Source organism: Lentzea californiensis (genome assembly GCF_024648825.1).
Taxonomy (GTDB): Bacteria; Actinomycetota; Actinomycetes; order Mycobacteriales; family Pseudonocardiaceae; genus Lentzea; species Lentzea californiensis.
On record NZ_JANBBE010000001.1, the window covers coordinates 698,216 to 722,676 of the forward strand.

Annotated in this window: 24 protein-coding genes; 5 read left to right on the forward strand and 19 right to left on the reverse strand. The window is 67.9% G+C overall.

All coding sequences use genetic code 11. The features are described 5' to 3' along the window. Positions 1–12: 12 nt before the first annotated feature. The 8 genes from LX88_RS03760 to LX88_RS03795 form a co-directional block, all read right to left on the reverse strand. On the reverse strand, positions 13–162 hold the full coding sequence (locus LX88_RS03760; RefSeq protein WP_166049133.1) for a hypothetical protein: 150 nt from the start codon (positions 160–162) through the stop codon (positions 13–15). Positions 163–238: 76 nt separating this feature from the next. Further along, entirely contained in the window at positions 239–1,369 is a 1,131-nt protein-coding gene (locus LX88_RS03765) for a pyridoxal phosphate-dependent aminotransferase (protein WP_258946441.1), read from the reverse strand. A gap of 306 nt (positions 1,370–1,675) precedes the next feature. Beyond that, positions 1,676–2,833, reverse strand: a complete 1,158-nt coding sequence (locus LX88_RS03770; RefSeq protein WP_372511167.1) for a transglycosylase SLT domain-containing protein — start codon at positions 2,831–2,833, stop codon at positions 1,676–1,678. A 1-nt stretch (position 2,834) separates the two neighbouring features. Next, positions 2,835–3,140 (reverse strand): hypothetical protein, encoded by a 306-nt coding sequence (locus tag LX88_RS03775; protein WP_258946443.1) that lies wholly within the window; start codon positions 3,138–3,140, stop codon positions 2,835–2,837. 135 nt (positions 3,141–3,275) lie between these two features. After that, positions 3,276–4,031, reverse strand: coding sequence for an ESX secretion-associated protein EspG (locus LX88_RS03780; protein ID WP_258946444.1), 756 nt, complete (start codon positions 4,029–4,031; stop codon positions 3,276–3,278). A 5-nt stretch (positions 4,032–4,036) separates the two neighbouring features. Next, entirely contained in the window at positions 4,037–5,344 is a 1,308-nt protein-coding gene (locus LX88_RS03785; RefSeq protein ID WP_258947670.1) for a WXG100 family type VII secretion target, read from the reverse strand. Positions 5,345–5,353: 9 nt separating this feature from the next. Then, positions 5,354–5,956, reverse strand: coding sequence for a DUF3558 domain-containing protein (locus tag LX88_RS03790; RefSeq protein ID WP_258947599.1), 603 nt, complete (start codon positions 5,954–5,956; stop codon positions 5,354–5,356). A gap of 2 nt (positions 5,957–5,958) precedes the next feature. Next, complete coding sequence (locus LX88_RS03795) at positions 5,959–6,417, reverse strand: hypothetical protein (RefSeq protein WP_258946445.1); 459 nt, start codon at positions 6,415–6,417, stop codon at positions 5,959–5,961. Between the two features lie 334 nt (positions 6,418–6,751). Here LX88_RS03795 and LX88_RS03800 point away from each other — a divergent pair, with 334 nt between their 5' ends. Then, positions 6,752–7,600 carry an AraC family transcriptional regulator gene (locus LX88_RS03800; RefSeq protein WP_258946446.1) on the forward strand — a complete coding sequence of 283 codons (849 nt, stop codon included), beginning with the start codon at positions 6,752–6,754 and terminating at the stop codon, positions 7,598–7,600. On the opposite strand, the gene LX88_RS03805 is transcribed toward LX88_RS03800, so the two are convergent. Genes LX88_RS03805 through LX88_RS03820 form a run of 4 tightly spaced genes read right to left on the reverse strand, consistent with a single transcriptional unit; the run spans position 7,590 to position 12,624 of the window. Continuing rightward, a complete protein-coding gene (locus LX88_RS03805) occupies positions 7,590–8,498 on the reverse strand; it encodes an ADP-ribosylglycohydrolase family protein (RefSeq protein ID WP_258946447.1) in 909 nt (302 codons plus the stop codon). The genes LX88_RS03800 and LX88_RS03805 overlap by 11 nt on opposite strands. Next, a complete protein-coding gene (purD, locus tag LX88_RS03810; protein ID WP_258946448.1) occupies positions 8,495–9,751 on the reverse strand; it encodes a phosphoribosylamine--glycine ligase in 1,257 nt (418 codons plus the stop codon). The genes LX88_RS03805 and purD overlap by 4 nt, the downstream gene beginning before the upstream one ends. 16 nt (positions 9,752–9,767) lie before the next feature. Next, positions 9,768–10,745 (reverse strand): TAXI family TRAP transporter solute-binding subunit, encoded by a 978-nt coding sequence (locus tag LX88_RS03815; protein WP_090066343.1) that lies wholly within the window; start codon positions 10,743–10,745, stop codon positions 9,768–9,770. Further along, positions 10,735–12,624, reverse strand: a complete 1,890-nt coding sequence (locus LX88_RS03820; protein WP_258947600.1) for a TRAP transporter permease — start codon at positions 12,622–12,624, stop codon at positions 10,735–10,737. Before LX88_RS03820 ends, LX88_RS03815 begins: the two co-directional genes overlap by 11 nt. 173 nt (positions 12,625–12,797) lie before the next feature. Here LX88_RS03820 and LX88_RS03825 point away from each other — a divergent pair, with 173 nt between their 5' ends. Next, positions 12,798–14,345: a Na+/H+ antiporter gene (locus LX88_RS03825; RefSeq protein ID WP_258946449.1), complete on the forward strand. Its 1,548-nt coding sequence runs from the start codon at positions 12,798–12,800 to the stop codon at positions 14,343–14,345. Between the two features lie 64 nt (positions 14,346–14,409). Beyond that, positions 14,410–15,507 carry a glycerophosphodiester phosphodiesterase gene (locus LX88_RS03830; RefSeq protein ID WP_258946450.1) on the forward strand — a complete coding sequence of 366 codons (1,098 nt, stop codon included), beginning with the start codon at positions 14,410–14,412 and terminating at the stop codon, positions 15,505–15,507. Here the strand turns inward: LX88_RS03830 and LX88_RS03835 are convergent. The 5 genes from LX88_RS03835 to LX88_RS03855 all read right to left on the reverse strand — a co-directional run bounded on the left by LX88_RS03835 (position 15,497) and on the right by LX88_RS03855 (position 20,680). Next, the gene (locus LX88_RS03835) at positions 15,497–16,621 is read right to left on the reverse strand and encodes an LLM class flavin-dependent oxidoreductase (RefSeq protein ID WP_258946451.1); all 1,125 of its coding nucleotides are present in this window, start codon (positions 16,619–16,621) and stop codon (positions 15,497–15,499) included. The genes LX88_RS03830 and LX88_RS03835 overlap by 11 nt on opposite strands. Further along, entirely contained in the window at positions 16,618–17,592 is a 975-nt protein-coding gene (locus LX88_RS03840) for an ABC transporter substrate-binding protein (protein WP_372511168.1), read from the reverse strand. The genes LX88_RS03835 and LX88_RS03840 overlap by 4 nt, the downstream gene beginning before the upstream one ends. Then, the gene (locus tag LX88_RS03845; protein ID WP_258946452.1) at positions 17,576–18,289 is read right to left on the reverse strand and encodes an ABC transporter ATP-binding protein; all 714 of its coding nucleotides are present in this window, start codon (positions 18,287–18,289) and stop codon (positions 17,576–17,578) included. Before LX88_RS03845 ends, LX88_RS03840 begins: the two co-directional genes overlap by 17 nt. Next, complete coding sequence (locus LX88_RS03850; protein ID WP_258946453.1) at positions 18,274–19,083, reverse strand: ABC transporter permease; 810 nt, start codon at positions 19,081–19,083, stop codon at positions 18,274–18,276. Before LX88_RS03850 ends, LX88_RS03845 begins: the two co-directional genes overlap by 16 nt. A 307-nt stretch (positions 19,084–19,390) precedes the next feature. Beyond that, positions 19,391–20,680, reverse strand: coding sequence for an adenylosuccinate synthase (locus LX88_RS03855; protein WP_090066164.1), 1,290 nt, complete (start codon positions 20,678–20,680; stop codon positions 19,391–19,393). A gap of 110 nt (positions 20,681–20,790) precedes the next feature. Here LX88_RS03855 and LX88_RS03860 point away from each other — a divergent pair, with 110 nt between their 5' ends. Together LX88_RS03860 and LX88_RS03865 are read left to right on the forward strand one after the other, a co-directional pair. Next, a complete protein-coding gene (locus tag LX88_RS03860) occupies positions 20,791–21,399 on the forward strand; it encodes a hypothetical protein (RefSeq protein WP_258946454.1) in 609 nt (202 codons plus the stop codon). A 105-nt stretch (positions 21,400–21,504) separates the two neighbouring features. Continuing rightward, positions 21,505–22,134: an HNH endonuclease family protein gene (locus LX88_RS03865; RefSeq protein ID WP_258946455.1), complete on the forward strand. Its 630-nt coding sequence runs from the start codon at positions 21,505–21,507 to the stop codon at positions 22,132–22,134. A 159-nt stretch (positions 22,135–22,293) separates the two neighbouring features. Here LX88_RS03865 and LX88_RS03870 read toward each other — a convergent pair whose 3' ends face one another. Continuing rightward, a complete protein-coding gene (locus LX88_RS03870; protein WP_258946456.1) occupies positions 22,294–23,454 on the reverse strand; it encodes an FUSC family protein in 1,161 nt (386 codons plus the stop codon). 401 nt (positions 23,455–23,855) lie between these two features. Continuing rightward, entirely contained in the window at positions 23,856–24,266 is a 411-nt protein-coding gene (locus LX88_RS03875; protein ID WP_090015268.1) for a DUF3151 domain-containing protein, read from the reverse strand. Positions 24,267–24,461: the final 195 nt, after the last annotated feature.

The following is a 24,461-nucleotide window of genomic DNA, read 5'->3' on the forward strand; positions in this document are numbered from 1 at the left end:
TTAATCCAGTGTTCAGCGCTTGGATTTGATCGCACCGTATGCCGCGGTGCCTGCGAGGAGTAGTCCCCCAATCACAGCGAGCCAGAAAAGGCCTTTCACCACGGCCCCGACGACGGCCAGCACGATCCAGATCGCCACCAGCCACCCGATGATCGCCCACATAGGACCTCCCGTTCCTCTCCCTGTGAACGTCCGTCCGCCCGGATTTGTTGCTCTTGGACCTCGTAGGTCTCCCGGATCAGAGCCAGGCCTTCAGCCGTCGCAGGGCCTCCTCGACGTCCTGCGTGGCGCCCGCGAACGACATCCGCACGAAGTGGTGCCCGTCCACGGGGTCGAAGTCGATCCCGGGCACGATCGCGACCCCGGTCTCGTCGAGCAGCTTCTTGCAGAACCCCATCGAGTCGTCCGTCAGATGCCGGACGTCCGCGTACACGTAGAACGCCCCGTCAGCCGGCGCGAGCTTGTCGATGCCGAGGTCGGTGAGTCCTTCGAGCAGCAGGTCCCGGTTCGCCTTGTACCGCTTGAGGTGCTCGGCCGTCTCCGCGTACGCGTCCTCGTGAAAGGCCTCGACCGCCGCGTACTGCGCCAACGCGGGGGGACAAAGCGTGAAGTTGCCGGTCAGGCAGTCCACGGCCCTCCGCAACCGCTCGGGCAGCAACATCCACCCGAGCCGCCACCCGGTCATCGCGAACGCCTTGGAGAACGAGTTGACGACGATCGCGTCCCGCGACGTCTCCCAGGCGCACTTCAACGGCTCGCCGTAGCTGATCCCGTGGTAGATCTCGTCGCTGATCAGCTGAACCCCGTTGGCCGCGCACCAGGCCGCGATCGGCTCGACGTCGGCCACGGTCCCGGTCGGGTTGGCGGGGCTGGCCACGATCACGCCCTTGAGCCCGGGATCGAGCATCTCGACCGTGGGCTGGAACCGCGTCTCCGGCCCGCACGGCAACTCGACGACCTCACACCCCAGCGCCTTGAGGATGTTCCGGTAGGCCGGATACCCCGGCCGCGCCAGCGCCACCCGGTCACCCGCGTCGAAGGCCGCCAGGAACGCCAGCGTGAAAGCCCCCGACGACCCCGTGGTCACCACCACGTCGTCCGCCGACACGTCGAGGTCGTACTGCCGCTTGTAGTGCCCGGCGATGGCCGTGCGCAGCTCCGGAATGCCGAGCTGCTCGGTGTAGCCCAGCGCGTGCTCGTCCAGAGCCCGCGCGGCGGCCTCCCGCACCGGCCGCGGCGCGGGACTCGACGGCTGACCGGCGGCCAGGGAGATCACGTCGCCGTGCGTTCGCTGCCTCTGCGCGGCGGCGGACAGCACGTCCATGACGTGGAAGGGCGGGACGTCGGCGCGGGCAGCCACGGTCAGCATGCCGCCAGGCTAACCGGCCGCTACCCCGCCTCACCTCTGCCCGTTTCGCACCTCACGCCTGCCAGGTTCGCGCTCGCTGCCTCAGCACCCACGGTCAGCTTCCACAACGTCGGCTCTCGGCGTCTCTCGGCGCAGCACCTTCGGTCGCAACCCCCGCGCTTCCGCAATATGCGGGCGCAGATAACAGTGTTTCAGGACATTCGCTACCCGCGTGGGTGTGGATAACTCGAATTCAGCACATCTCCGTCACGAGATACCTGACGAAGAAGTGCCGGATTCCGGACAAAGCTCACCCGATCGAGCGGGCTAATACCCTTGGTAACCGCCACCCTGGGACATCGCCTTCAGGCCTGGGTGGCCTTCGAAGCCGCCGTAGCGCGAGAACGTGTAGCGGACGCCGGCGACGATGTTGTCCACCGGATTCCAGATGTCGCCGTGGCCGGGCAGCTTGTGCGCGTTGAACGTCGAGTCGATGCACTGCATGAGGCCCTTGGAGGGCGTTCCCGCCTGGGCGTTGGAATCCCAGAGGTTGATCGCGTGCGGGTTGCCGCTCGACTCCTTTTCGATGATCTTCCAGATCTCGTCGATGTTCTCCTCGGTGACCGGGATCCCGGCAGCTTGGAGGATCTTGATGGCCTCGCGGATCCACTCCTCGACGTTGCCGGGAGGCGGGCTGCCCGAGGGCGGGCCGCCGCTGGAGCCGAGGCCGCCCGCGCCGCCGCCCTCACCTCCGCCCCCTCCACCACCGGAAGCACCGCCGCCTCCACCTCCACCGCCGTTGTTCGACGGGGTGGCGGGCGCGGGCCGCGGGTCCGATGTGGACGAAGCCTTGGTCGACTCGTCCGGCGGTGGCGTCGGGGCCCACTCGACGGGCTTGCCGGGAGCCGGGGTGAACGCCTGGGTGTTCGGATCCTCGAGCGACGAGAACTTCGGGGTCAGCGCGCCGGACCGGGACTTCAGGGTGCCGGCCGCGGCGTTCACCGCGCTTTCCGCTTGGGAGACAACGGGTTGGGCGTCGCTGGCGGCTTCGGCGCAGTAGCCGCGGATGATGCTGTCGACGTCTTCCTGCGGCTGGTTGTGGAGCTGCTGGCGCGTTTGGCGGGCGCGGCTCAGGAGGTTCTCGCAGATTCGGCTCATCGAGGTCTTCGCGGTTTCCAACGCGTTCGCGGCCGCCTCCAGGTCGGTCGCGGCGTTGGTGAGCGCTTCGGCCATCGAGGTGCCGCACTTCGTGACGTTGGCCATGTAGGCGACGAAACCGTCGGCGGACTTGCCTTCCCAGGCGCCGTCGAGCTGCGTGACGGACCGCTGCAGGACGTTCGTCTGGTCGCCGCACTTGCCCGCGGCCTGCTTCCAGCGGTTCGCGATGTCGCGCACTGCCTGGGGTTGTGCGGTCTCGACCTTGTCCGCGAGCGCGGCCAGTTCCGCGCCGCCGGGCAGCGCCGCGACTTCGTCCATCGCGCTCATGTCAGACCGCCCTCAAGGAGTTCTTGTTGGCTTCCTCGACGTCCGCGACGTTGGTCTGGATCGTGTCCAGCGCGCCCTCTGCCTTGCGCAGCACCTTTTCGGCCGCCTCGAACTCCCGCGTGCCCGTCTGGTCCATTGCGGACACCGCGGCGGAGATGGCGCCGGACGAGCCGAGTTTCCCGAAGATGTCCGAATTGCCGTACTGCCCGGAAAAGCCGTCGCCGATCGCACCGAATTGTCCGGCTTGACTGCTCACGGTTGTTCGGCACTGTTCCATGGCTTCAGTGTTGAACTTCGTCGCAGCCATGCGCGCACTACCCCCTCAACGTCTGCTCATCGACTTTAGAACGAATTGCGCCAGGCGGTGCGCCGATTCGCTCTTTCGAGACGACGATGCCCGCCCGTCGAGTTCGACGGGCGGGCACGTTCGAGGGTTCCGTGATCAGACTTCTTGCAAGAGCTCCCAGACCGCCCCGGCGAGCCGATGGTTGTCGACCGGCGTGATGGTGCACCACTGGCGACCGTCACTGCTCGGCTTGAGCTGACGGAGATAACGCCCGTTGTGCGTGTCGTGGAACGAAACGACACGGTTCGCACGCCGTCCGTTGCGCTGCACGCCGAACTGCCCGCGAGTGGAGATGCCGTCGAGCATGCCGGCGAGCTCCTGCGCGTCACCGAGCCGCATTCCCCGCCGCTCCAGCGAGGTGATCATCGCCTGAGCGTCGAGCCCGACGTTCTTGGCGGCCGCCACCAGTTCGTCGTAGGGCATGCTGGTCGACCGCCCGAACCCGGCAGGCATCTCGCCGGCGACCGACACCGCGGCCTCGGCGAGCGCCGTGCCGCGGGCCTCGATCAACCACATCTCGTCGCGATCCTGCACCGCCAGGATCGCCTCGTCCCCGATCGCCGCCGCAAGGCCGCTGATCTGCCGGTCGGCCCAGATCCACAGGTCGACCGACACCTGGTGGTTCGCCAGCAACGCGAACCCGTCGGCGAGCTCGGGCACGACCCGCCCGTTGCGGGCGAGACCGCGCGCCTCCAGCGACTCCCAGGCCCGCTTCACCACCTCGGACTTCTCGGTGTGGGTGATGGAGGGAATCCGCGTCTCGAGCGCGACGTGCGCGGCCGGGAGGCGTTGCGCCTCCCAGACCACGGCGAACTCCACTGTGGACAGAACCACAGAACCTGGTGAGCTCAAGAGATCTACTTGTCCTTCGGGTCTTCGCCGATGACGGACTGAACCACCATTCGGTCATCACCGAACATCTCGTCGGAGTCGACGCCGTACTTGCGCACGTGCTCGCCGTCCTCCTCGCCTTCGCCGCGGGCCCCGCCGGCAGCGGGCGACATGAGCGAACCAGCACCCTTGCCGGCCACACCGCCACCCTTACCGGCGGCCGCGGCACCTCCGCGATTGGCGTCAGGCCCTACACCACTGGCACCACCGGGCGTCATGGCGCCACCGGGACCCTTGCCGGCCGCACCGGTACCGCCGGCACCAGCACCAGCACCACCAGCACCTGCACCGCCACCGGCCTTGGTGCCGCCGATCGTGCTGGGCGCACCCTTCGGCCCGGCGGGCGCGATGGGCGTCTTGGGAGCCTGGCTAGGACCACGTCCGCCACCGACGACCTGTGCTCCACGCGCGGCGGTCGTGCCGCCCGCGAGACCGGCAGCCGCGGCCGCCGCGGCGGCGACGCCGATCGGCGGAACACCGATCGGCTTGGGCAGGCCGGGACCCGCGGCGAGCGGGTTGGGCGTGCCGGTGCCGGGCATGACGCCGGTGGCGTTGCCGGGCGTGCTCGGGATGGGGCCGACCGGGACGCCCGGGGAACCGGGGCTGCCGGGTGAGCCGGGTGAGCCGGTGAAGCCGGGGCCGCCGCTGAAGCCTGGAGTGCCGGCCGTGGGCGTGCCGACCGGAGGGCCGACGGGCGTGGCTACGGCGCCGCTGGCCACGACGATGTCAGGCGGCGGGTTGGGAGTGCGGAAGCCGTCGAGCGAGTTCTGGCTGTTCGAGACGTAACCGTTGAGGCCGTCGATGGCCTGCTGCCGAGCCCGGTTGGTCGCCTCGACCTCCTTGGCGTGGTCCGTCTCGATGCCGAAAAAGCCTCCGACCTTGTCCCCGAGGTTCTGCTCCGTGTCGCCACGCAGGTCCTGCGACGGGGGCGTGCTGTGACGGGCCTGACTGGTGCTCTCGCTCTGCTGCGTCATCGCCTGAGAGCTTTCGTTGGACGCTTGACTGCTGTCGTCCAGACCTGCGGCGACCACGTCGGTCTTCGCGTGGCTCTTCTCGGCGGTGGCGCCGCCCCACTCGATCTTGAGCGTCTTCAGCTGGTCCCGGATCGTCTGGTCGACCGACTCCAGGGTGTTGGCAAGGCTGCGCAGCGCCGCAGACGCTTCACCGAACTTCGAAGCGACCGAGGTGCCCGAGAGCTTCTGGACCTCGCTCGCGAGATCCGCGTTGGACCAACCTTCGAAGTTCCAGTCAGTGAGCTGCCGATATCCCGACATGGCTCCCCCTCACTTCAATGTCTTGAGCGTCGCAAGCGCCAAACCAGCGGCCTTCTCGGCCTTCCCGCACAAGACCGCCTGATCTTTCTCGTCAGTCGTCTTCGGGATGTAACTGACCATCAGTTGCTGACCATCCGCAACGTCGATCGCGATCGAGCAGTCAAAGCCACTGCCACCGGACAGCTCGATCTTCGCCGCACCGTAATCAGCAATCTTGATCACGTTGACGGTGACGTTTCCGCCGCCTTGGAACCAGTAGTCAACGCCTTTGTGGGTGACCATGCCGACCGTGTAGGTGAACCGACCCTCGTTGGAGTAGTGACAACTGGGCGATTCAGCACCGTCGACCAGTTCAAGATTGACCGGCCGAGTGGAAATGGTGTCGACCTGCTTCATCTGAGCTTCGGTCAACAACTTGCACGGGTCGACCGAACTCACCGCAAGGCTCGTCGGCCGCTCAGGCAGCTTGCTCGCGGAAGAGTCGTTGCCAGACGAACCGTCCGAGGTCGGGGCAGGAGTGGGATTCCCCTTCTCACCCCCACTGGTACAGGCCGACAAGGTCGCGAGCGCCGCCGAGAAGGCAACCACTGCGACCAGCTTTGAAATGCTCATCTTCACGATTTCGGCCTGAACGTCGTTTTAATCTCTTCGTCGGTGAACCCGTACTGCTCCGCCGACGCCTTCAACTGGTCGGAAAGGCTCTGCAGGACCTTCATGTAATCGGTGATTCGATTGGCGTACGAGTCCGGACTGAGGACCAGCCGATCGTTCCAGGCATTCACGACGTCCGACGTGACCTGTCCGTCCATCGACTTGATGCGCAGTTTGGCGACGGTGTCGTCATACACCTCGCTCAGGAGCACCCACTGGTCGTGGACGACCTTGCCGGCCTGCAGGACGGTGTCCTTGTCGACGTGGAACTTCTGGGTCCCTCCGCCCGCCATGCCCTCCGAGACCCGATCCATGATCGAGTTTGCGGCCCTGAAGGCGCTGACCGCGCCAGCCACCGCGCCACCGGCCAATCCCGCAGCGGCACCGAGAACGGCATCCGCCCCCGCGTTCTCCTGTGTCACGACGTCCTACCCCCGTACGGTTGGTAACGGTTCGGTCCCGCTTCGCAGGTTACCAACGCCTGCGTAAGACGCACCTGTGGTTGGACGAAGACCACCCCTCGTTGGTTCCACATCACGGTCGGTGTCGATCCTGGGGCACACGTGAATCCTCAACATCCATTCCGGCAGCCGCCGATGAAGAAACGCGTCGTTTGATCATCACGGCGGCCAGTGTTGATCAAAGTCGACGAGTTCACGCCGGTCACGCAGAAGACGGCCGACGAGGCGCGCAAGGCGATCGGACAGGGCACAGCAAGTCGGGTGAGAACGCGACGAGCCCAATAGCGTTGAGCACGTGCTAGAGCGACTCAACGAAGCCATGGCCCGCATCGAGGAGAACCTCGAAGGCGAGGTCGACGTCAAGGTGCTAGCGCGGGTCGCGGGTACCAGTGAGTACCACCTACGCCGGATGTTCAGTGCGCTGGCGGGGATTCCGCTGAGCGAGTACGTCCGGCGCCGGCGGCTCACCAAGGCGGCGAACGAAGTCCTCAGTGGACAGAAGTCGTTGCTCGACATCGCCGTCAAGTGGGGCTACGGGTCCAACGAAGCCTTTGCGCGGGCCTTCAAGGCCATGCACAAGGTTGGGCCTCAGGAGGCCCGGGCCAGCAAGAAGGCGTTGCAGTCGCAGCAGATTCTCACGTTCAGACTGGTTGTGGAGGGGAGTACGAGCATGGAGTACCGGGTTGTCGAGAAGGACGCGTTCCGGGTTGTCGGACGGGGGACGCGGGTGCCGTTGGTGCACCTGGGGATGAACCCCGCGATCGTCGAGTTCGTGAAGGGCATCGGGATGCCGGCGCTCGACAGGATGAAGGAGCTCAGTGACGGGGAGCCCGCTGGGATGCTGGCGCTCACCTTCAACCAGGAAGGGGTCGAGGAGGGTGCCATGCTCGACTACTTCCAGGGGGTGGTGACCAGCCGGGAGGCGCCGGAGGACATGGAAACCCTTGAGGTGTCTGAGAACACGTGGGCGGTGTTCACGGCTACTGGGCCGTATCCCGAGACGATCCAGTACATGTGGCGGGACGTGTACACGCAGTGGTTCCCGTCCAACAGCTACGAGAGTGTCGAGGGGCCGTCGATGTTGCGCACGCAGATCGACGGTGACCAGGCCACTGCCGAGTTGTGGATTCCCGTCACCAGCTGAGGACGAGGCGTTCCATCTCGTCTCGTAGTTCCAGGACGGCCAGCCAGGCGGCGGGGATCACGTTCACGCCGTCGCGGGCGCCGAGGATGTTGCCGCAGATCGAGCCCGTCGAGTCGCTGTCGCCCGAGTGGTTCACGGCTAGCCGGACGGCGTCGGCGAAGTCCGTGCCGACCAGTGCGGCGTGCAGGCCGATGGCCAGGGCTTCTTCGCCCACCCAGCCGCCGCCCAGTTCGGACTCGATCTCTTCCGGGGTCAGCGGGCCGAGGCCCATCACCTTGTCCAGCAACGAGGTCTGTTCCTCGTGGCCTTCCCAGCGGACTAGTTCGGCGCGTGCCACGGCCACCGCCGAGACCAGGTCCGATCCTGCCAGCAGGGCTTGGACGATCACTGCCAGCGCGCCTGCGGACAGGTAGCCGCTCGGGTGGTGGTGGGTCATGCGGGCGGTGTCCGCGGCCAGTGTGAAGACCTCGCGCACGTCGGATGACCAGACTGCGACGGGGGCGGCGCGCATGACGCCTCCGCAGCCCTTCGAGTTGTTCTTCTCGTTGTGCTTCAACGCGGTGATGCACGTGTGGCCCGGCGCCCGCCGTGAGTGCAGGCGCCGGTCCGCCATCAGCCAGCCGTCGGGGGCGACCGGCGGGCCGCCCTGCGTGTGCAGCCAGCGCCCGTAGGCGGCGCGCACGGTCAGGCGCGGGTCCACGCCGTGTTGCCGGGCCAGGAGGAGGCCTTCGAGGGTGAAGAGCACCATCTGGGTGTCGTCGGTGATCTCCAGCGACGGCAGGTCGACGACACCCGACGGGCCGTGGAGGTGGCGGATCGTGTCGATCGACGAGAACTCGACCGGCGCGCCCAGGCCATCTCCCACGGCCCCGCCCAGCACACACCCGAGAAGGGTCACGGCAAGGTGATCTTCCCGTCGATGGCCTTCGACGCGATGTCCGAACGGTGGTGCGAGCCGGTGAGGTGGATGTCCGCGATGCGCTTGTAGGCGCGGTCGCGGGCCTTCGCCAGCGACTTGCCGGTGCCGACGACGGACAGCACGCGGCCGCCCGCGGAGACCACGGCGCCGTCCTCACGGCGGCGCGTGCCCGCGTGCAGGACGCCGTCGGCCTCGGAGCCGGTGATCACGTCGCCGGTGCGCGGGATGTTCGGGTAGCCCTCTGCCGCGAGCACGACTGTCACGGCGTAGCCGTTCTCCCACTCCAGAGCGGGCAGTGACGCCAGCGAACCTTCGGCCGCCGCCAGGAACAGGGCCGAGATCGGCGACTTCAGCAGGGCGAGCACCGACTGCGTCTCCGGGTCTCCGAAGCGGCAGTTGAACTCGATCACCTGCACGCCGGACGACGTCAGCGCCAGGCCCGCGTACAGCAGGCCGACGAACGGCGTCTCGCGAGCGCGCAGCTCGTCGACCACGGGCTGCACGCACCGCGACACGATCTCGGACACCAGGCCCTCCGGCGCCCACGGCAGGGGCGCGTAGGCACCCATGCCGCCGGTGTTCGGGCCGGCGTCGCCGTCGCCCACGCGCTTGAAGTCCTGCGCGGGGATCAGCGGCACCACGGTCTCGCCGTCGGTGACGCAGAACAGCGACACCTCCGGACCGTCCAGGAACGACTCCAGCAGCACCGGGTGGCCGCCGTCGAGCAACGTCATGGCGTGCGCACGGGCCGCGGCCAGGTCGGAGGTGACGACGACGCCCTTGCCGGCGGCGAGACCGTCGTCCTTCACGACCCACGTCGGCCCGAAACGCCCGAGAGCGGCGTCCAGGCGGGCCGGGTTGTCCACGACCTCGCTGTGCGCGGTCGGCACCCCCGCGGCGTTCATGACGTCCTTGGCGAACGCCTTGGACCCCTCGATGCAAGCAGCGGCCTTCGACGGACCGAAGCACGGGATGCCGAGCGCTCGGACAGCGTCCGCGGCCCCGACCACCAGAGGTTGTTCGGGGCCGATGACGACGAGATCGGCCTTCCACTCCTTCGCGAGGCCGGCGACGGCCGAGGCATCGGCGACGTCGACGCCGTAGATCTCGGCGTGCCCGCCTATGCCTGCGTTGCCCGGCGCGCACGCCAAGGCAGTCAGCTGCGGGTCGCGCGACAACGCGAGGACAAGGGCATGCTCACGGGCTCCAGACCCGATGACCAGGACGCGCACGAGGTCTGAGAGTAGTTCAGCCCAGCGCTTGCTTCGCCCCAGGGTGCAGCGGAACGGGGTCGGAGGCCGCGGCCTTGTCCCGGGCGATGTCCTTCACGGCCGGGTGGACCTTCTCCAGGTCAGCCTTCTTGTCGAAGATCAGCTTGGTGACGGCGCACGCGTTGTTGGCCGCGAAGTCCTCGCGGACGAGCAGCAGGTTGGGCACCACGATCGTGGAAACCTCGGCCACCCCGTAGGTCGCCGCCGGGATCGGCGCGGTGTCGTACACCGGGCTGATCTTCTTCATCTCCGGCAGCAGCGGGGTGATGTCGACGAACTTCACCTTGTCCTTGAGAGACGTCGTGATGTCCGTGATCTGCGGCGTCGGCAGCCCGCCCGACCAGATCAGGCCGTCGATGCTGCCGTCCTTCATGCCGTCCGCGGTCTTGGTCAGGTCGAGCCGCTGGGCCTGGACGTCCGAGTCGATGTTGAGACCCGCCGACTTCAGCAGACGGCCCGCGATCACCTCGGTGCCGGACTTCGGCGAACCGGTCGAGATCCGCTTGCCCTTCATGTCCGCGATCGAGTTGATCCCGGCGTCCGCCCGGACGAGCACCTGCGTGTAGTTCGGGTAGATCCGCGTCAGCGCCGCGATCTTCTCCTTCTTGCCGTTGAACGCCCCGGCGCCGTTGACGGCGTCCGCGGCGGTGTCGGCCAGCGAGAACGCGATGTCGTAGGTGCCGGCGACGAGCTGCTGGATGTTCTGCACCGACGCACCGGTCTCGGCGGACGACGCCTTCAGCTTCGAGTTGTCGGAGATCAGCTTCGCCAGGCCGCCGCCGACCACGAAGTACACGCCACCGGAGTTGCCGGTCGCGATCGTGATCCGGCCGTCGGACGCCTCGCAGGACGCACCGCCACCGGAAGCGTCCGGCGTGGTGGGTGTGCGTTTGCCGCCACACCCGGAAACCACGAGCGCCAAAGCGATCGCACCGATCGCGTACTTACGCAGCATCACGAACCCTCCCACGGGTCACCAGGTGTACCGCCACGGCCACCACGAGGAATCCGGCCCCGATGGCGATCGTCAACGGCTGCAGGTAGAGCAGGAACAACGCGGCCGGCACGCACAGGATGCGTTCCGGCCAGCGCGCGGGACCGAACAGCCAGCCGCCCGTCAGCACGGCGAGCGCGGCCACCCCGAGCGCGGACGCTCCGAACGCCCACACCGAGTCCAGCAACGGCCCGCGCAGCAGCAGGGCGGCGCCGGCGTCGGTCAGCACGAACGCCAGCGGCACGAGGAACGCGGGCAGCGTGTACTTCCACGTCTGCCACATCGTCTTCATCACGTCGCCGCCGGTCAGCGCCGCCGCCGCGACGGCGGCAAGAGCGGTCGGCGGTGTCACTTCGGACAGCACCGCGTAGTAGAAGATGAACATCGCGGTCTCGGCCGGCTCGACGCCGAGCGTGATCAACGCCGGTCCGATGACGACCCACGAGATGATGAACGACGCCGTCACCGGCACGGCCAGGCCGAGCACCGACACCGCCACGGCCGCGAGCACCGCCGTCAGCATCAGCACCACGACAGGTTCCGAACTGACAAGGGACGCGAGGTCCACCAACGACCCCGCAAGCGCTTGCCCCAGCCCGGTCTTGGTGATCGTCGAGGTCACGACACCGGCCGCCGCGCACACCGCGATCACCGGGAACGCCGAGCGCACGCCGACCGACAGCGCGTCCGCGATCAACCGCGGCCAGCCTTGCCGGTGGTTGATCAACGCGAACAGCGCGGCCACGCCCGTCGCGTACACGACGGCCTTGTAGACCGGGATGTCCATCGCGAGGAACACGATGATGATCCCGAGCGACAGGAAGTGGTACCAGCCGAGCTTGAGCACGTCCCAGAACCGGGGCGCGTCCACGTCGACCGGCCGCGCCCCGAACCGCCGCGCGTCTGCCTCCACGGCCAGCGCGATGCCCAGGTAGTAGAGCAGCGTCGGGATGATCGCCCAGACCAGCACCTCGAGGTACGAGACCTCCAGGTACTCGGCGATGATGAACGCCGCGGCGCCCAGCGTGGGCGGCGACAGGATCGCGCCGATGCCGGACGCCGCGAGCAGCCCGCCGGCGTTCTCCTTGGGATATCCGGCCTTCTGCAGCATCGGCCACGTGACGGCACCCAGCGACACCGTGGTCGCCGTGCCGGAACCGGACACGGTGCCCAGCAGGAAGCCCGCGGTCGCCGCCGTGCGCCCCGGCGCGGTCCGCGACTTGCGGAACGCGGCGAAGCTGACGTCCACGAAGAACTTGCCCGCGCCGGAGGCGTTCAGCACGGCGCCGTAGATGGTGAACAGCACGATGTAGGTCGCCGCGACGTCCAGCGGCGTGCCGTAGAACCCGCTGGCGTCGTTGAAGAAGCCGTTGATGATCTGCGGGAAGTCGACGCCGGAGTGCGAGATCGACCACGCCGGCGGCAGGAACCCGCCGTAGTAGGCGTAGGCGATGAACGCGAGGCAGACCACTGGAAGCACCCAGCCGGTCGTGCGCCGGCAGGCCTCCAGGATCAGCACCAGCAGCACCGAGCCCGCGATGACGTCGAGCGTCGAGAGCTGGCCCTGCCTGTTGAGGAACTCGTCGTAGCCCCCGACCAGCGGGTAGGCGGCGACCACGAACGCCAGCGCGGCCAGCACCCAGTCCCACCAGGGCGGCGTGTGCCCGCGTCCGTACGCGAGGAACACCAGCGGCAGCGTCACCGCCAGGAACATGATCAGGTAGTACTGGCTTCCCTTGGCGAACGGGAAGAAGACCTGCTTGAGCACCAGGAGGGCGATCAGCAGGCCGGCGATCCACAGCGCCTGCTCCCACCTGGGTGAGAGCGAACGCGACGGCATCTCCTCGTCGTGCTCCGCGACGATGCGGGCGAGGTCCGGGTTGGCCACGGACCGACCGTACTGTGGGGGCGATCACAGCAGCAGAGGATCATTCCAAAGGAACTGCAAAGACTGGAGCAGCGCTCCCACGTGCGATCGGGCCGTCACTTCCCCCATTACGCAGAATGAGCGGCATGTACGGGCCTGAGCTACTGCTGCTGCTTCTCGGGGCGTTGATCGTCACGGCCGTCGCACGCCGGTTGAACTGGTCGGCGCCGCTGGTCCTCGTGGCCGTCGGCCTGGTCGTCTCGTTCATCCCGGGCGTGCCGGAGTTCGAGCTCGATCCGCACCTGATCCTGCTGGTGGTGCTGCCGCCGCTGCTCTACAGCGCGGCGCTGGACAGCTCGTACCTCAACATCCGCGCGAACCTGCGGCCGATCGGGTTCCTCGCGGTGGGGCTCGTCCTGTTCACGACGTTCGTGGTGGGCGTGACGGCGAAGCTGGTCTTCCCGGACCTGCCGTTCGCCGCCGCGCTCGTGCTGGGCGCGGTCGTGGCGCCGCCGGACGCCGTGGCGGCCGTCGCGATCGGGCGCAAGCTCGGGTTGCAGCGCCGCGCGATGACGTTGCTGGTGGGCGAGAGCCTGATCAACGACGCGACGGCGCTGACGGCGTTCAAGGTCGCGGTGGCGGCCGCGGCGGGCGCGGCGATGCACCCGCTCGACGGGGTGTGGATGTTCGTGAAGGTGACGATCGGCGGCATCGCGATCGGCCTGGTCGTCGGCGTCGTGGTCCGCTTCCTGCGCAAACGGCTCTGCGAGGGCGTGCTGGAGAGCGCGCTCGGCCTGCTCGTGCCGTTCGGCGCCTACCTGCTCGCGGAAGAGGGCTTCCACGTCTCCGGCGTGCTCGCGGTCGTCGTCGCCGGCCTGTACATCGGGCACAACGCCCCGCGCGGCAGCTACACGACCCGTCTGCAGGACGGGGCGGTGTGGCGTTCGGTGGACGCGCTGATGGAGTCGTTCGTGTTCGCGCTCATCGGGCTGCAGGTGTCGTCGATCATCAGCGACGTCGAGCTCGGCCCGCGCCTGCTGCTCGGTGCGGGCGCGGTGCTGCTGGCCGCGATCCTCGCCCGGTTCGTGTGGATGTACCCGGCCTCCTACCTGCCGGTGTACCTCAACAAACGGATCAGGGAACGCGAGGGCGTGCCGCACCTGGGCCAGGTGACGGTGATCTCGTGGGCCGGCATGCGGGGTGTGGTGACGCTGGCCGCGGCGGCCGCGATCCCGCAGGACGTCCCGGGCCGCGACATCATCCTGTTCTGCGCGTTCGTGGTCACGGTCGCGACGCTGCTGTTGCAGGGCACGACGTTGCCGTGGCTGATCAACAAGATCGGCTTCGAGGGCGACGACGCCCGCGAGGACGCGCTGGCCGAGGCGCAGGTGCAGCACCGGGCCGCGCAGGCCGCGGTCACCCGGCTCGACCAGGAGACCGAAGACGTCCCCGACCACGTCCGCGACCAGCTCCGATCGCTCGCCGAGCACCGGGGCAACGCCGCGTGGGAACGACTCGGGCGGCAGGAGGAGGAGAGCCCGGCGGCCGCGTACCGCAGGCTGCGGCGGGTGATGCTGAGCGCCGAACGTGACGAGTTCGTCAAGGCCAGGGACAAGGGCGAGATCGACGACGAGGTGCTCTTCCGCGTGCTGCGCGAGCTGGACCTGGAAGAAGCCGCACTGTCACGTGAGTAACCGTTCACCTGCTTTTCGTGTTGCGATGCTTGAGTGCGCTCTCAACACAACGGGAGGTCGAACGATGTATCCCAGAGGGATCCGGGCCCGTGGTCTAGCCGCCGTAGTCCTCGTGTTCGCGGGTGCGGTGGTGGCGTCGCTGCCCTCCGCGTCGGCACACGACGACAAGGGTCCGATCGTCATCGGGCACCGGGGCGCTTCGGCGTACCGGCCCGAGCACACGCTCGCGGCGTACGAGCTCGCCGCGCGCATGGGTGCCGACTTCATCGAGCCGGACCTGGTGCCCACCAGGGACGGCAAGCTGGTCGCCCGGCACGAGAACGAGATCGGCGGCACGACCGACGTCTCGGCCAGGCCGCAGTTCGCCGACCGCAAGAAGACCAAGACCATCGACGGTGTCGCGGTCACCGGCTGGTTCACCGAGGACTTCACGCTCGCCGAGCTGAAGACGTTGCGCGCCAAGGAACGCATCCCGGCGATCCGCCCGCGCAACACGCTCTACGACGGCCGCTTCGAGGTGCCGACGCTGCAGGAGGTCATCGACCTCTCGAAGCGCCTGTCCCGCGAACTGCGCCGTGAGATCGGCATCTACCCCGAGACCAAGCACCCGACGTACTTCCAGTCGATCGGTCTCGCGCTGGAGCCGAAGCTGGTCGACGTCCTCAACCGCAACGGCCTGAACCGCCGCGGCGCCAAGGTCTACGTGCAGTCGTTCGAGGTCGCGAACCTCAAGGAGCTCAACAGGTCGCTGCGCGTGCCGATCGTGCAGCTGGTCAACGGTTCCGGTGCGCCGTACGACTTCGTCGCGGCCGGCGACAAGCGCACCTACGCCGACCTGGTCACCCCGGCGGGCCTGCGCGAGGTCCGTTCCTACGCGGACGGCGTCGGCCTAACCAAGGACATCATCATCCCGCGTGACGCCAACGGCTTCCTGAAGGCGCCGACGACCGTCGTCAAGGACGCCCACAAGGTCGGTCTGGTCGTGCACTCCTGGACGTTCCGCAACGAGAACTCGTTCCTGCCGGCGGACTTCCGGTCCTCGACCGACCCGGCCGCGTACGGCCGGGCCTTCGAGGAGTACGACCTGTTCTTCAAGCAGGGCATTGACGGCGTGTTCGCGGACAACCCCGACACGGCCGTGGAGGCCAAGGTCAAGCGCTAGCCAGTGCGAGCGTGCGGTCCCCGTCGAGCAATCCCCGTTGCTTCAGCAGGGGCCGCACGCCCTCGCCGAACCAGTAGGCCTCTTCCAGGTGCGGGTAGCCGGACAGCACGAACTCGTCGATCCCGATGGAGTGGTACTCCTCGATGAGGTCCGCGACCTCGGAGTGCGAGCCCACCAGCGCCGTTCCCGCGCCACCGCGCACTAGTCCGACGCCGGCCCACAGGTTCGGGTAGATCTCCAGCCCGCGCACACCGCGACTGAGGTCGCCACCGTGCAGTGCCAGCATCCGTTGCTGGCCAACGGATTCCGACGCACCGAGCTGCTGCTGCGCCTTCGCGACCGCGGCCGGGTCCAGCGCGTCGAGGAGCTTCGCGGCCGAGGCCCACGCCTCCGCCGACGTGTCCCGGCTGATCGTGTGCAGCCGGATGCCGAACCGGATCGGGCGATCGGTCAGCGCCCGCACCCGCGCGATCTTCGCCGCCACGTCCTCCGGCGGCTCGCCCCAGGTCAGGTAGACGTCGGCGCGGGCGGCCGCGACCGGCAGGGCGGCGTCGGACGAACCGCCGAAGTAGATCGGCGGCACCGGGTCCGGCGCGGCCAGCACCGTCGCGTCCTGCACCTGGTAGTGCTCGCCCTGGAACGTGTACGGCTTGCCGGTCCAGATCCCGCGCACGACCTGGAGGAACTCGTCGGTGCGCGCGTACCGCTGGTCCTTGTCGAGCCAGTCGCCGAACCGCTGCTGCTCCACGGAATCGCCGCCGGTCACCACGTTGAGCAGCAACCGGCCGCGCGAGATCCGCTGGTACGTCGAGGCCATCTGCGCGGCCAGCGTCGGCGACAGCACGCCGGGCCGGAACGCGACCAGGAACTTCAGCTTCGTGGTCTGCGCGATCAACGCGGACGTGGTCAGCCAGGCGTCCTCGCACCACGTGCCGGTCGGCGTGAGCACGCCGGTGAACCCGACCTGCTCGGCCGTGCGCGCGATCTGCGCCAGGTAGTCGATGTCCGGCTCACGGCGTGCCCCGGCAGCGGGCGCCCGGTTGGCGTGGAAGTGCTCCACGACCGTGCGGCCGTCACCGGACGTCGGCAGGAACCAGTGCAGCGTGATGCTCATGCCAGATCTCCCTGGAACCTCGTGTCGACGAACTTCGCGAAGTCGACCTTGCCCGGCAACGTCTTGTCCTCGGTGAACGCGTCCGCGAGCTCCTGCTCCGACCTGATCACCGTGTCGTCCAGCCTCACCACCGCGTCGCCGTTGCGGTTCACCGCGGCCAGGGCGACGTCGTACTTCAAACCCGTCTCCGCCGCCCACGCCTTCGCCCACTCCTCGCGGTGCGTGTCGGCCCACTTCTGGGCCTTGTAGTAGCGGATCAGGTACTCCTTCAGCGCCGGGTTCTTCCCCTTGTCCTCCAAGGCCTTCTTGCCGGCGACCTGGAAGCCGTACCCGTTCGACTTGCCCTCGCCGGTGGTCAGCACGCGCGCCTTGGCCTCCTGCTGCGCCTGCGCGGTGTAGGGGTCCCAGACCGCCCAGGCGTCGACCCTGCCCTGCGTGAACGCGCCGTACGCGTCGGCGGGCTGCAGGAAGTTCAGCGTGACGTCCTTGGTCGTGAGACCGGCCGAGCGCAGTGTCAGCAGGATCTGGCCGTGCGCCGAACTTCCCTTGGCCACAGCGATGTTCTTGCCCCTCAGCTCGGCGACGCCGCGCAACGGCGAGTTCTCCGGCACGAGGATCGCGTCCGCCTCGACCTGGCCCTTGGAGACGCCGACCGCGGCGATCTTGGCCTTCGCGGCCGCGGCGAAGATCGGCGGTGTGTTGCCGACCGCGCCGACGTCGATCGCACCCGCGGAGGCCGCCTCGAGCAGGGGCGGGCCGGAGGTGAACGTCGACCACTCGATCTTGTACGGGAAGTCGTTCAGCAGGCCGGCCGCGGTCAGCACCGACTTGGCGCCGCCCTTCTGGTCGCCGACCTTGAGGACGACGTCGGCGGCGGGGGTGTCCGCGGACTGCGTGCCCGCCGAGCACCCGGTGGTGAGGAGGATCGCGGCCAGCAGGCCGAGCAGGCTTCTGTCACGCAGCTTCTTCAACGTCCACTCCCAGGTCAGCGAGTACGCGAGTGCGTTGCTCCACAACGGATGCCCGGCGGCGCGGGCGGGGCAGGCCGACGTGGTGGGTCGCGACGACCCGGCCCTCGTCGAGCACGAGGATCCGGTCGGCCAGCAGCAACGCCTCGTCGACGTCGTGCGTCACGAGCAGCACGGCGGGCTTGTGCCTGGTCCACAGGTCTTCCACCAGGTGGTGCATGGCGAGCCTGGTCAGCGCGTCCAGCGCGCCGAACGGTTCGTCGAGCAGCAGCAGGTCCGGTTCGCGCACCAACGCCCGCGCGAGCGAGACCCGTTGCGCCTCACCGCCGGACAACGTCAGCGGCCACGCGTCGGCGTGATCGGTCAGCCGCACCTCTTCCAGCGCTTTCAGGGCGACGGCGCGACCGTCCGGCTTGTGCAGGCCCAGCGAGATGTTGCGCCAGACCTTGCGCCACGGCAGCAGCCGCGGCTGCTGGAACGCGATCGACACCGTGCCGGGGACTTCGACCTCGCCTCCGACCTCGCGGTCCAGGCCCGCGAGGATGCGCAGCAACGTCGACTTGCCGCACCCGCTTCGCCCGAGCAGTGCCACGAACTCGCCGGGCTCGACCTCCAGGTCGATGCCGTCCAGCACCGTCCGCGCGCCGAAAGCCTTGTGCAGACCACGAACGCTCACCGCCGGCTTCACCGGGCTCGCCATCGCAAGATCCTCCTCTCCAGCAACCGCACCAGGGCGTCCGTCGTCAGGCCGAGCAGCGCGTAGACCACGAGGCCGACGACCACGACGTCGGTGCGGAGGAACTCACGGGCGTTGTTGATCAGGAAGCCGAGGCCGGCGTCGGCGTTGATCTGCTCGGCGACGATCAGCGACAGCCAGGCGGTGCCGAACGCGATCCGCAGTCCCACCAGGGTCTGCGGTACGGCGGACGGCAGCACGACGTGCACGATCCGTTCGAACCGGTTGTAGCCGAGCACGCGAGCGGCCTCGACCAGGCCGGGATCGGTCTGCCGGATGCCCGCGTGCAGGTTGAGGTAGAGCGGGAACGCCACCCCGGCCGCGACCAGCGCGAGCTTGGGTTCCTCGCCGATGCCGAACCAGAGGATGAACAACGGGATCAGGCCGAGGTGCGGCAGCGTCCGCAACATCTGCACGGGCGGGTCCAGCAATGTCTCGCCCCAGCGGGAAAGGCCGGACGCGAGCCCCAGAACGACGCCGGCAAAGCCGCCGATGAGAAATCCGAACAGAACGCGCGTGATGGACACCGCGAACGCCTCGCCCAATTGGCCGTCCGCGATCAGCTCACCGGCGGATTCCGCGACCGTCAGCGGAGAAGCGAGTTTGTCGGGCGACAGCACACCCGTTGAGCTGGCCAGTTGCCACAGCAGGACCAGCGCGACAGGGCTGATCCACCGCAGCGGCAGCCTGAACTTCCGCGTCTGCACGGGCGTCGCGGTTTTCGGCCGCGCGGCCACTCCTGCTATGGACAAGGTCATGGGCGGAAGTACAGGCGAGCCCAAGGAATGAGTCAACGACGCCCAGATCGTGAAAACGCGTCGTACATCGAGATGTTCCCCGCACGGACATATTTCCCGCCAACGGCTCAGTGACGGTGGTCAGGCTTCTACCTCACCCAAGACATCGCTGAGTCCACACAGGACAGTTGCGGGCGCCGGAGCACGGCACGATGTCGTGCCTCGTCGTGTTCCGGGACAATGGTCCCGACAACGGGCGATTTCCTGAAGGGCCTCGACCAGCTGGAGGTCACGCGGACCAAGCTGGCCGAGGCCCAGGAGCGAGCTGTCAGCTGAGCACGTCGTGGCGCACGATCGTCTGGTCGCGGCCGGGGCCGACACCGATCGCCGAGACGCGGGCGCCGATGATGCTCTCCAGGTACTCGACGTACGCCTTCGCGTTCGCCGGCAGCTCGTCGAACGAGCGGCAGTGCGAGATGTCCTCGAACCAGCCCGGCAGCTCCTCGTAGACCGGGACGGCGTGGTGCACGTCGGTCTGCGACATCGGCATCTCGTCGGTGCGGCGACCGTCCACTTCGTACGCGACGCAGACCGGCACCTTCTCGAGGCCGGACAGCACGTCGAGCTTGGTGAGGAAGTAGTCGGTGATGCCGTTGACCCGCGAGGCGTAGCGGGCGATCACGGCGTCGAACCAGCCGGTGCGGCGCGAGCGCCCGGTGGTGACACCGAACTCGCCGCCCTGCTTGCGCAGGTACTCGCCCTGGTCGTCGTTGAGCTCGGTCGGGAACGGACCGGAGCCGACGCGGGTCGTGTACGCCTTCAGGATGCCGATCACGGTGCTGATGCGGGTCGGGCCGACACCGGAACCGACGGTCGCGCCACCCGACGTCGGGTTCGACGACGTGACGAACGGGTAGGTGCCGTGGTCGACGTCGAGCAGGGTGCCCTGCGAGCCCTCCAGCACGACGATCTCGTCGCGGTCGAGCGCCTGGTTGAGCAGCAGGCGGGTGTCGGCGATGCGGTGCACGAAGTGCTGACCGTGCTCCAGCACCTGGTCGACGACCTGCTCGGGGTCGAGCGCCTTGCGGTTGTAGACCTTGACCAGCACCTGGTTCTTGAAGTCCAGGGCGGCCTCGACCTTCTGCCGGAGGATCTTCTCGTCCAGCAGGTCCTGCACGCGGACGCCGACGCGGGCCAGCTTGTCCTGGTAGGCCGGGCCGATGCCGCGACCGGTCGTCCCGATCTTGGCCTTGCCCAGGTAGCGCTCGGTCACCTTGTCGATGGCCACGTGGTACGGCATGATCAAGTGCGCGTCCGACGAGATCAGCAGACCGCTGGTGTCGACGCCCTTCTCCTCCAGGCCCGCGAGCTCCGTGAGCAGCACGCCGGGGTCGACCACGACACCGTTGCCGATCACGTTCTTCACGCCGGGCGTGAGGATGCCGGACGGGATGAGGTGCAGGGCGAACTTCTGGCCGTCCGGGAGGACGACGGTGTGTCCCGCGTTGTTGCCGCCCTGGTAACGAACGATCCACTGGACACGCTCACCGAGGATGTCGGTGGCCTTGCCCTTGCCCTCATCGCCCCACTGGGCACCGATCAGCACGACGGCCGGCATGTGAAACTCCAAGCACTTGGACTGGTTCGAGCGAATGCCGGTAAGTGAGGGTAGACCAGGAGATGACCGTGCGCGGAATCGTGTTGGCCTGCGGAAACACGCAGTTGCCAATGATCGCTCAACGTGACGACGTCCACGTCGTCCCGGCGAGGCCCGGCAAGGACCACGTAGATCCACATCTGGACGCCGATCGGCTGGTCGTGGCGGGCACCGACGCCGACCTCGCTGCGGTGGCGCTGCGGTTGCTGCGCAAGGAAAAGCTGGGTTCGGTGGCACTGGGTTACGTACCCCTCGCCGATTCGTCCGTGGCCGCGCTTTGGGGGCTTTCGACCGACCCGGCCCGCGCCCTCGACATCGCCCTGAACGGTGACGTAGATCCCGTCCCGTTCGTCCGCGACGACGTCGGCGGAGTCCTGATGGGTCTCGGCGTGTTGGCACCCGTTCGGGGCGTCGGCTACAGCGACGCGGACAACGTGCTGCGCGGCCAGGCCTCCCGGATCGAGTGCACACCGGACCCCGACGGCGGCGCCGGCCTGCAGATCCGGATCGTCAACAAGCGCTTCTTCGGCTCCAAGGTCCGGGTGAGCCGCCCGCGCGCGTTCCAGCTCGGCTGCCTCCCCACGACGGCGGTCCTGGACGGCCACAAGCACCCGCGCCCGGTCGACAAGTGGACCTGGTACCGCCACACCGAGGACTTGAGGCTCGTACGAGGCCTCTAGCCCTGCGCCTGTCATTCACTTGAGTGTCACTCGAAGGCATTGCCTAATTTCATAACGTGACTGAGGGTGGGTCCCGATCACTTCCCAACAAGGAAAGTCGGGACGATGTCAAAAGTTAACCGAACCATTGGTGTTTTAGTTGCCACAGCAGCTCTCACCTTCGGTTTTGTTTCCCCTGCACTTGCGACACCGCTGAACATCCCCACCGCAACGGTCGCCAAGTCCGAACTGGCCGGCCTCACCGTGCGCGCGGACGGCTCGATGACGGGCTATTCGCGCGACAAGTTCCCCCACTGGATCACCAAGGAAGGCACCTGCAACACCCGCGAGTTCGTGCTCAAGCGCGACGGCACGAGCGTGGTGACCGACTCGAGCTGCGCCGCGACGTCGGGCCGCTGGTTCTCACCGTACGACGGCGCGACGTGGACCGCGGCCTCCGACGTGGACATCGACCACGTCGTCCCCCTGGCGGCCGCCTGGAGGTCCGGAGCGGCGTCCTGGACCACGACCCGGCGCCAGCAGTTCGCGAACGACACCGACTACCCGCAGCTGATCGCGGTGACCGACAACGTGAACCAGGCCAAGGGCGACCAGACCCCGGCCACCTGGAAGCCACCGGTGACGTCCTACTGGTGCACTTACGCCAAGATGTGGGTACACGTGAAAGCGAAGTACAGCCTCAGCGTGAACTCGGCCGAGAAGACAGAATTGACGAGCATGCTCGGAAGGTGCTGATGACGCCACTCTCCTCGCTTTTCGTAGCGGGTCCCGGCGGCGTGATGACCGACGAGGTCGGCGTGGTCACGGGTGACCTGGAACTGAGCACGGAACTCTCCGACGACGGAAAACTCCGTGCGTTGGTCCGCTACGAGGGCGCGGAAGAGTGGTATGCGATCACGGGCGCTTCGTGCGTTCTGACGGATCCTCGCGATCATGAACAGGTGCACTCCCTTCTGCACGGGCTTTTGCATCGGCCGGAGGGCTGAGAGGCGGCAACGCCTCCATCGCCTCACTCCGACTGAGCCCCGTGGCCTGCAGCAGGTCCACCGCGACACTGCGGATCTGCGCCAGCACGACCTTGGACGAGAACCCGTCCCCACCGAGACGCCGCGCGGTGAGCACCCGCGCGGCGTCCCGCACGGCCTCCCGAGTCAACTTGGGCTCGGCACCCTTCTCCAACTCGCCCTTCAAGCAGTCCACGGCGTCCGCGTAGTCCCTGAGCACGTCCGGCACCCCGTCGGGAATGGGTTCGTCGGCCTTCAACGCAGCCATGGCCCGCCGAGCAAGCACCCGAGTGTTCCGAATCGCGTAGTCCACCGGCCCACCAGCAGTCTGATACCTCTTGAGCTCGTCCTTGGACCGCCACCGAATCGGCGCGATCCGAGCGATCTCACTACCGGTCTGCAGCGCGGCCTTGTAGTCGTCGATCGTCGTCTGACTGGTCCGCAACTCGGCCAGCACCCCAGCAGCCTTGACCGAATCCTTCGAGTCGAGCGCCCCGGCGAGATCCCGCAACGCCCCACTGAGCGTGTTGGTGAGCACCTTCAACTGCCGCTGAGCCACCGTCACAGGATTGGCCGGAATGAGCGCGGCCACAGCCAGCCCGACCAGCCCACCGGTCAACGCGTCGATCATCCGATCGAACCCGCCACCAGCACTGGGCGGCAACAAGGTGGCCACCAGCACCGCAGACGACCCAGCCTGCAACGCGATGACAGAACCACCGTCCAGCAACACGGCAGCAGACATCGCCAACGCCACGACCAGCGCGATCTGCCAGGGCCCACTACCGATCCAGCTGATCAGCGCGTCGCCAACCCCAACGCCGACGGAAACACCGACAACCAGCTCACCAACCCGCCGCAACCGCTGCCCCAGCGAAACCCCAAGGCAGACAACAGCGGCAATCGGCGCGAAGAACGGATGCGCGTGCCCGATGACCATCGTCGCGACCAACCAGGCAAGGCCAGCGGACAGAGCACATTGGACGATCGGCAAAGCGGCCCCACGCCACCGGCCAAACCCACGCCTGACTGCTTCCCGAACCGCGCCCACAACTCACCCACCTAACTGCACCAGTCTCATCGCAAGCGAAGCCGAAGGCGAGCCGTCCTCCCGCACGCGATGCCGAAGGCGAGCCGTCTTTACCAAGCGCGCCCGGCGGCGGGTTCCGTCACGAGTCGCGCCACAGCTCTTGCTGCACCTGAGGGGTGAGGTCAAGTCGACACGCTTTTCGTCGACTTGACCTCACCCCTCAGGTGTGGCCCGCTCTTGGTGCGACTCGTGACGGGACCCACCGCCAAACGCACTCTCAACGCAACCGGCGGCCGCCCAACGCAACAGGCGTGCCATCAGCCCACAGGCGGCGCCCCCCGATCAGATTGCCGGGGGTCTGGGGGCAGAGCCCCCAGGAAAACGCACGCAACCGCAAGACCGCCCGCAACGCCGGGAACCCGTCAGACCAGCCCAAGCGCAGCCGGAGCCTCAGGATCCGAGTCAGCGAGGAACTTGGAGCAACGGTCCCACTCCTCGTCCTCCCCGATCTCCCGAGCGGCCAACGCGAGCGCAGCAAGCGCCCGGAGGAAGCCCTGGTTCGGCCGATGCGACCAAGGCACAGGCCCGAACCCCTTCCACCCAGACCGCCGCAGCTGGTCAAGCCCACGGTGGTACCCGGTACGGGCATAGGCGTAAGCGGCAACGGGATCCCCGGCGTGCAAAGCGCGCTCGGCCAGCAGCGCCCACGCCTCGGAGAAGTCCGGGTACGCCCGGACGATCTTGCCAGGATCAGTACCGCCATCAGCAGCAGCCTGCGCCTCAGGACGTTCGGGAAGACGAGTCGGCTCGGGCCCGAGGAGGTTCTCAACCATGCGCCCCATCGTGCCCCATCCCCGGAACCGGGCTAGACGAACACCCTCAGACGAACATCCTCATCACAGTGGCCACGACGGCCAGCAGCAGCACGGTGACGAGCACACCGGCGATGATCCGCTGCTTGGTGGTCGCCTTGTAACTGTCAGTCGAGTCAGAGCTCATGGCCGTGCACCTTGCCGAGCCAGTCCACA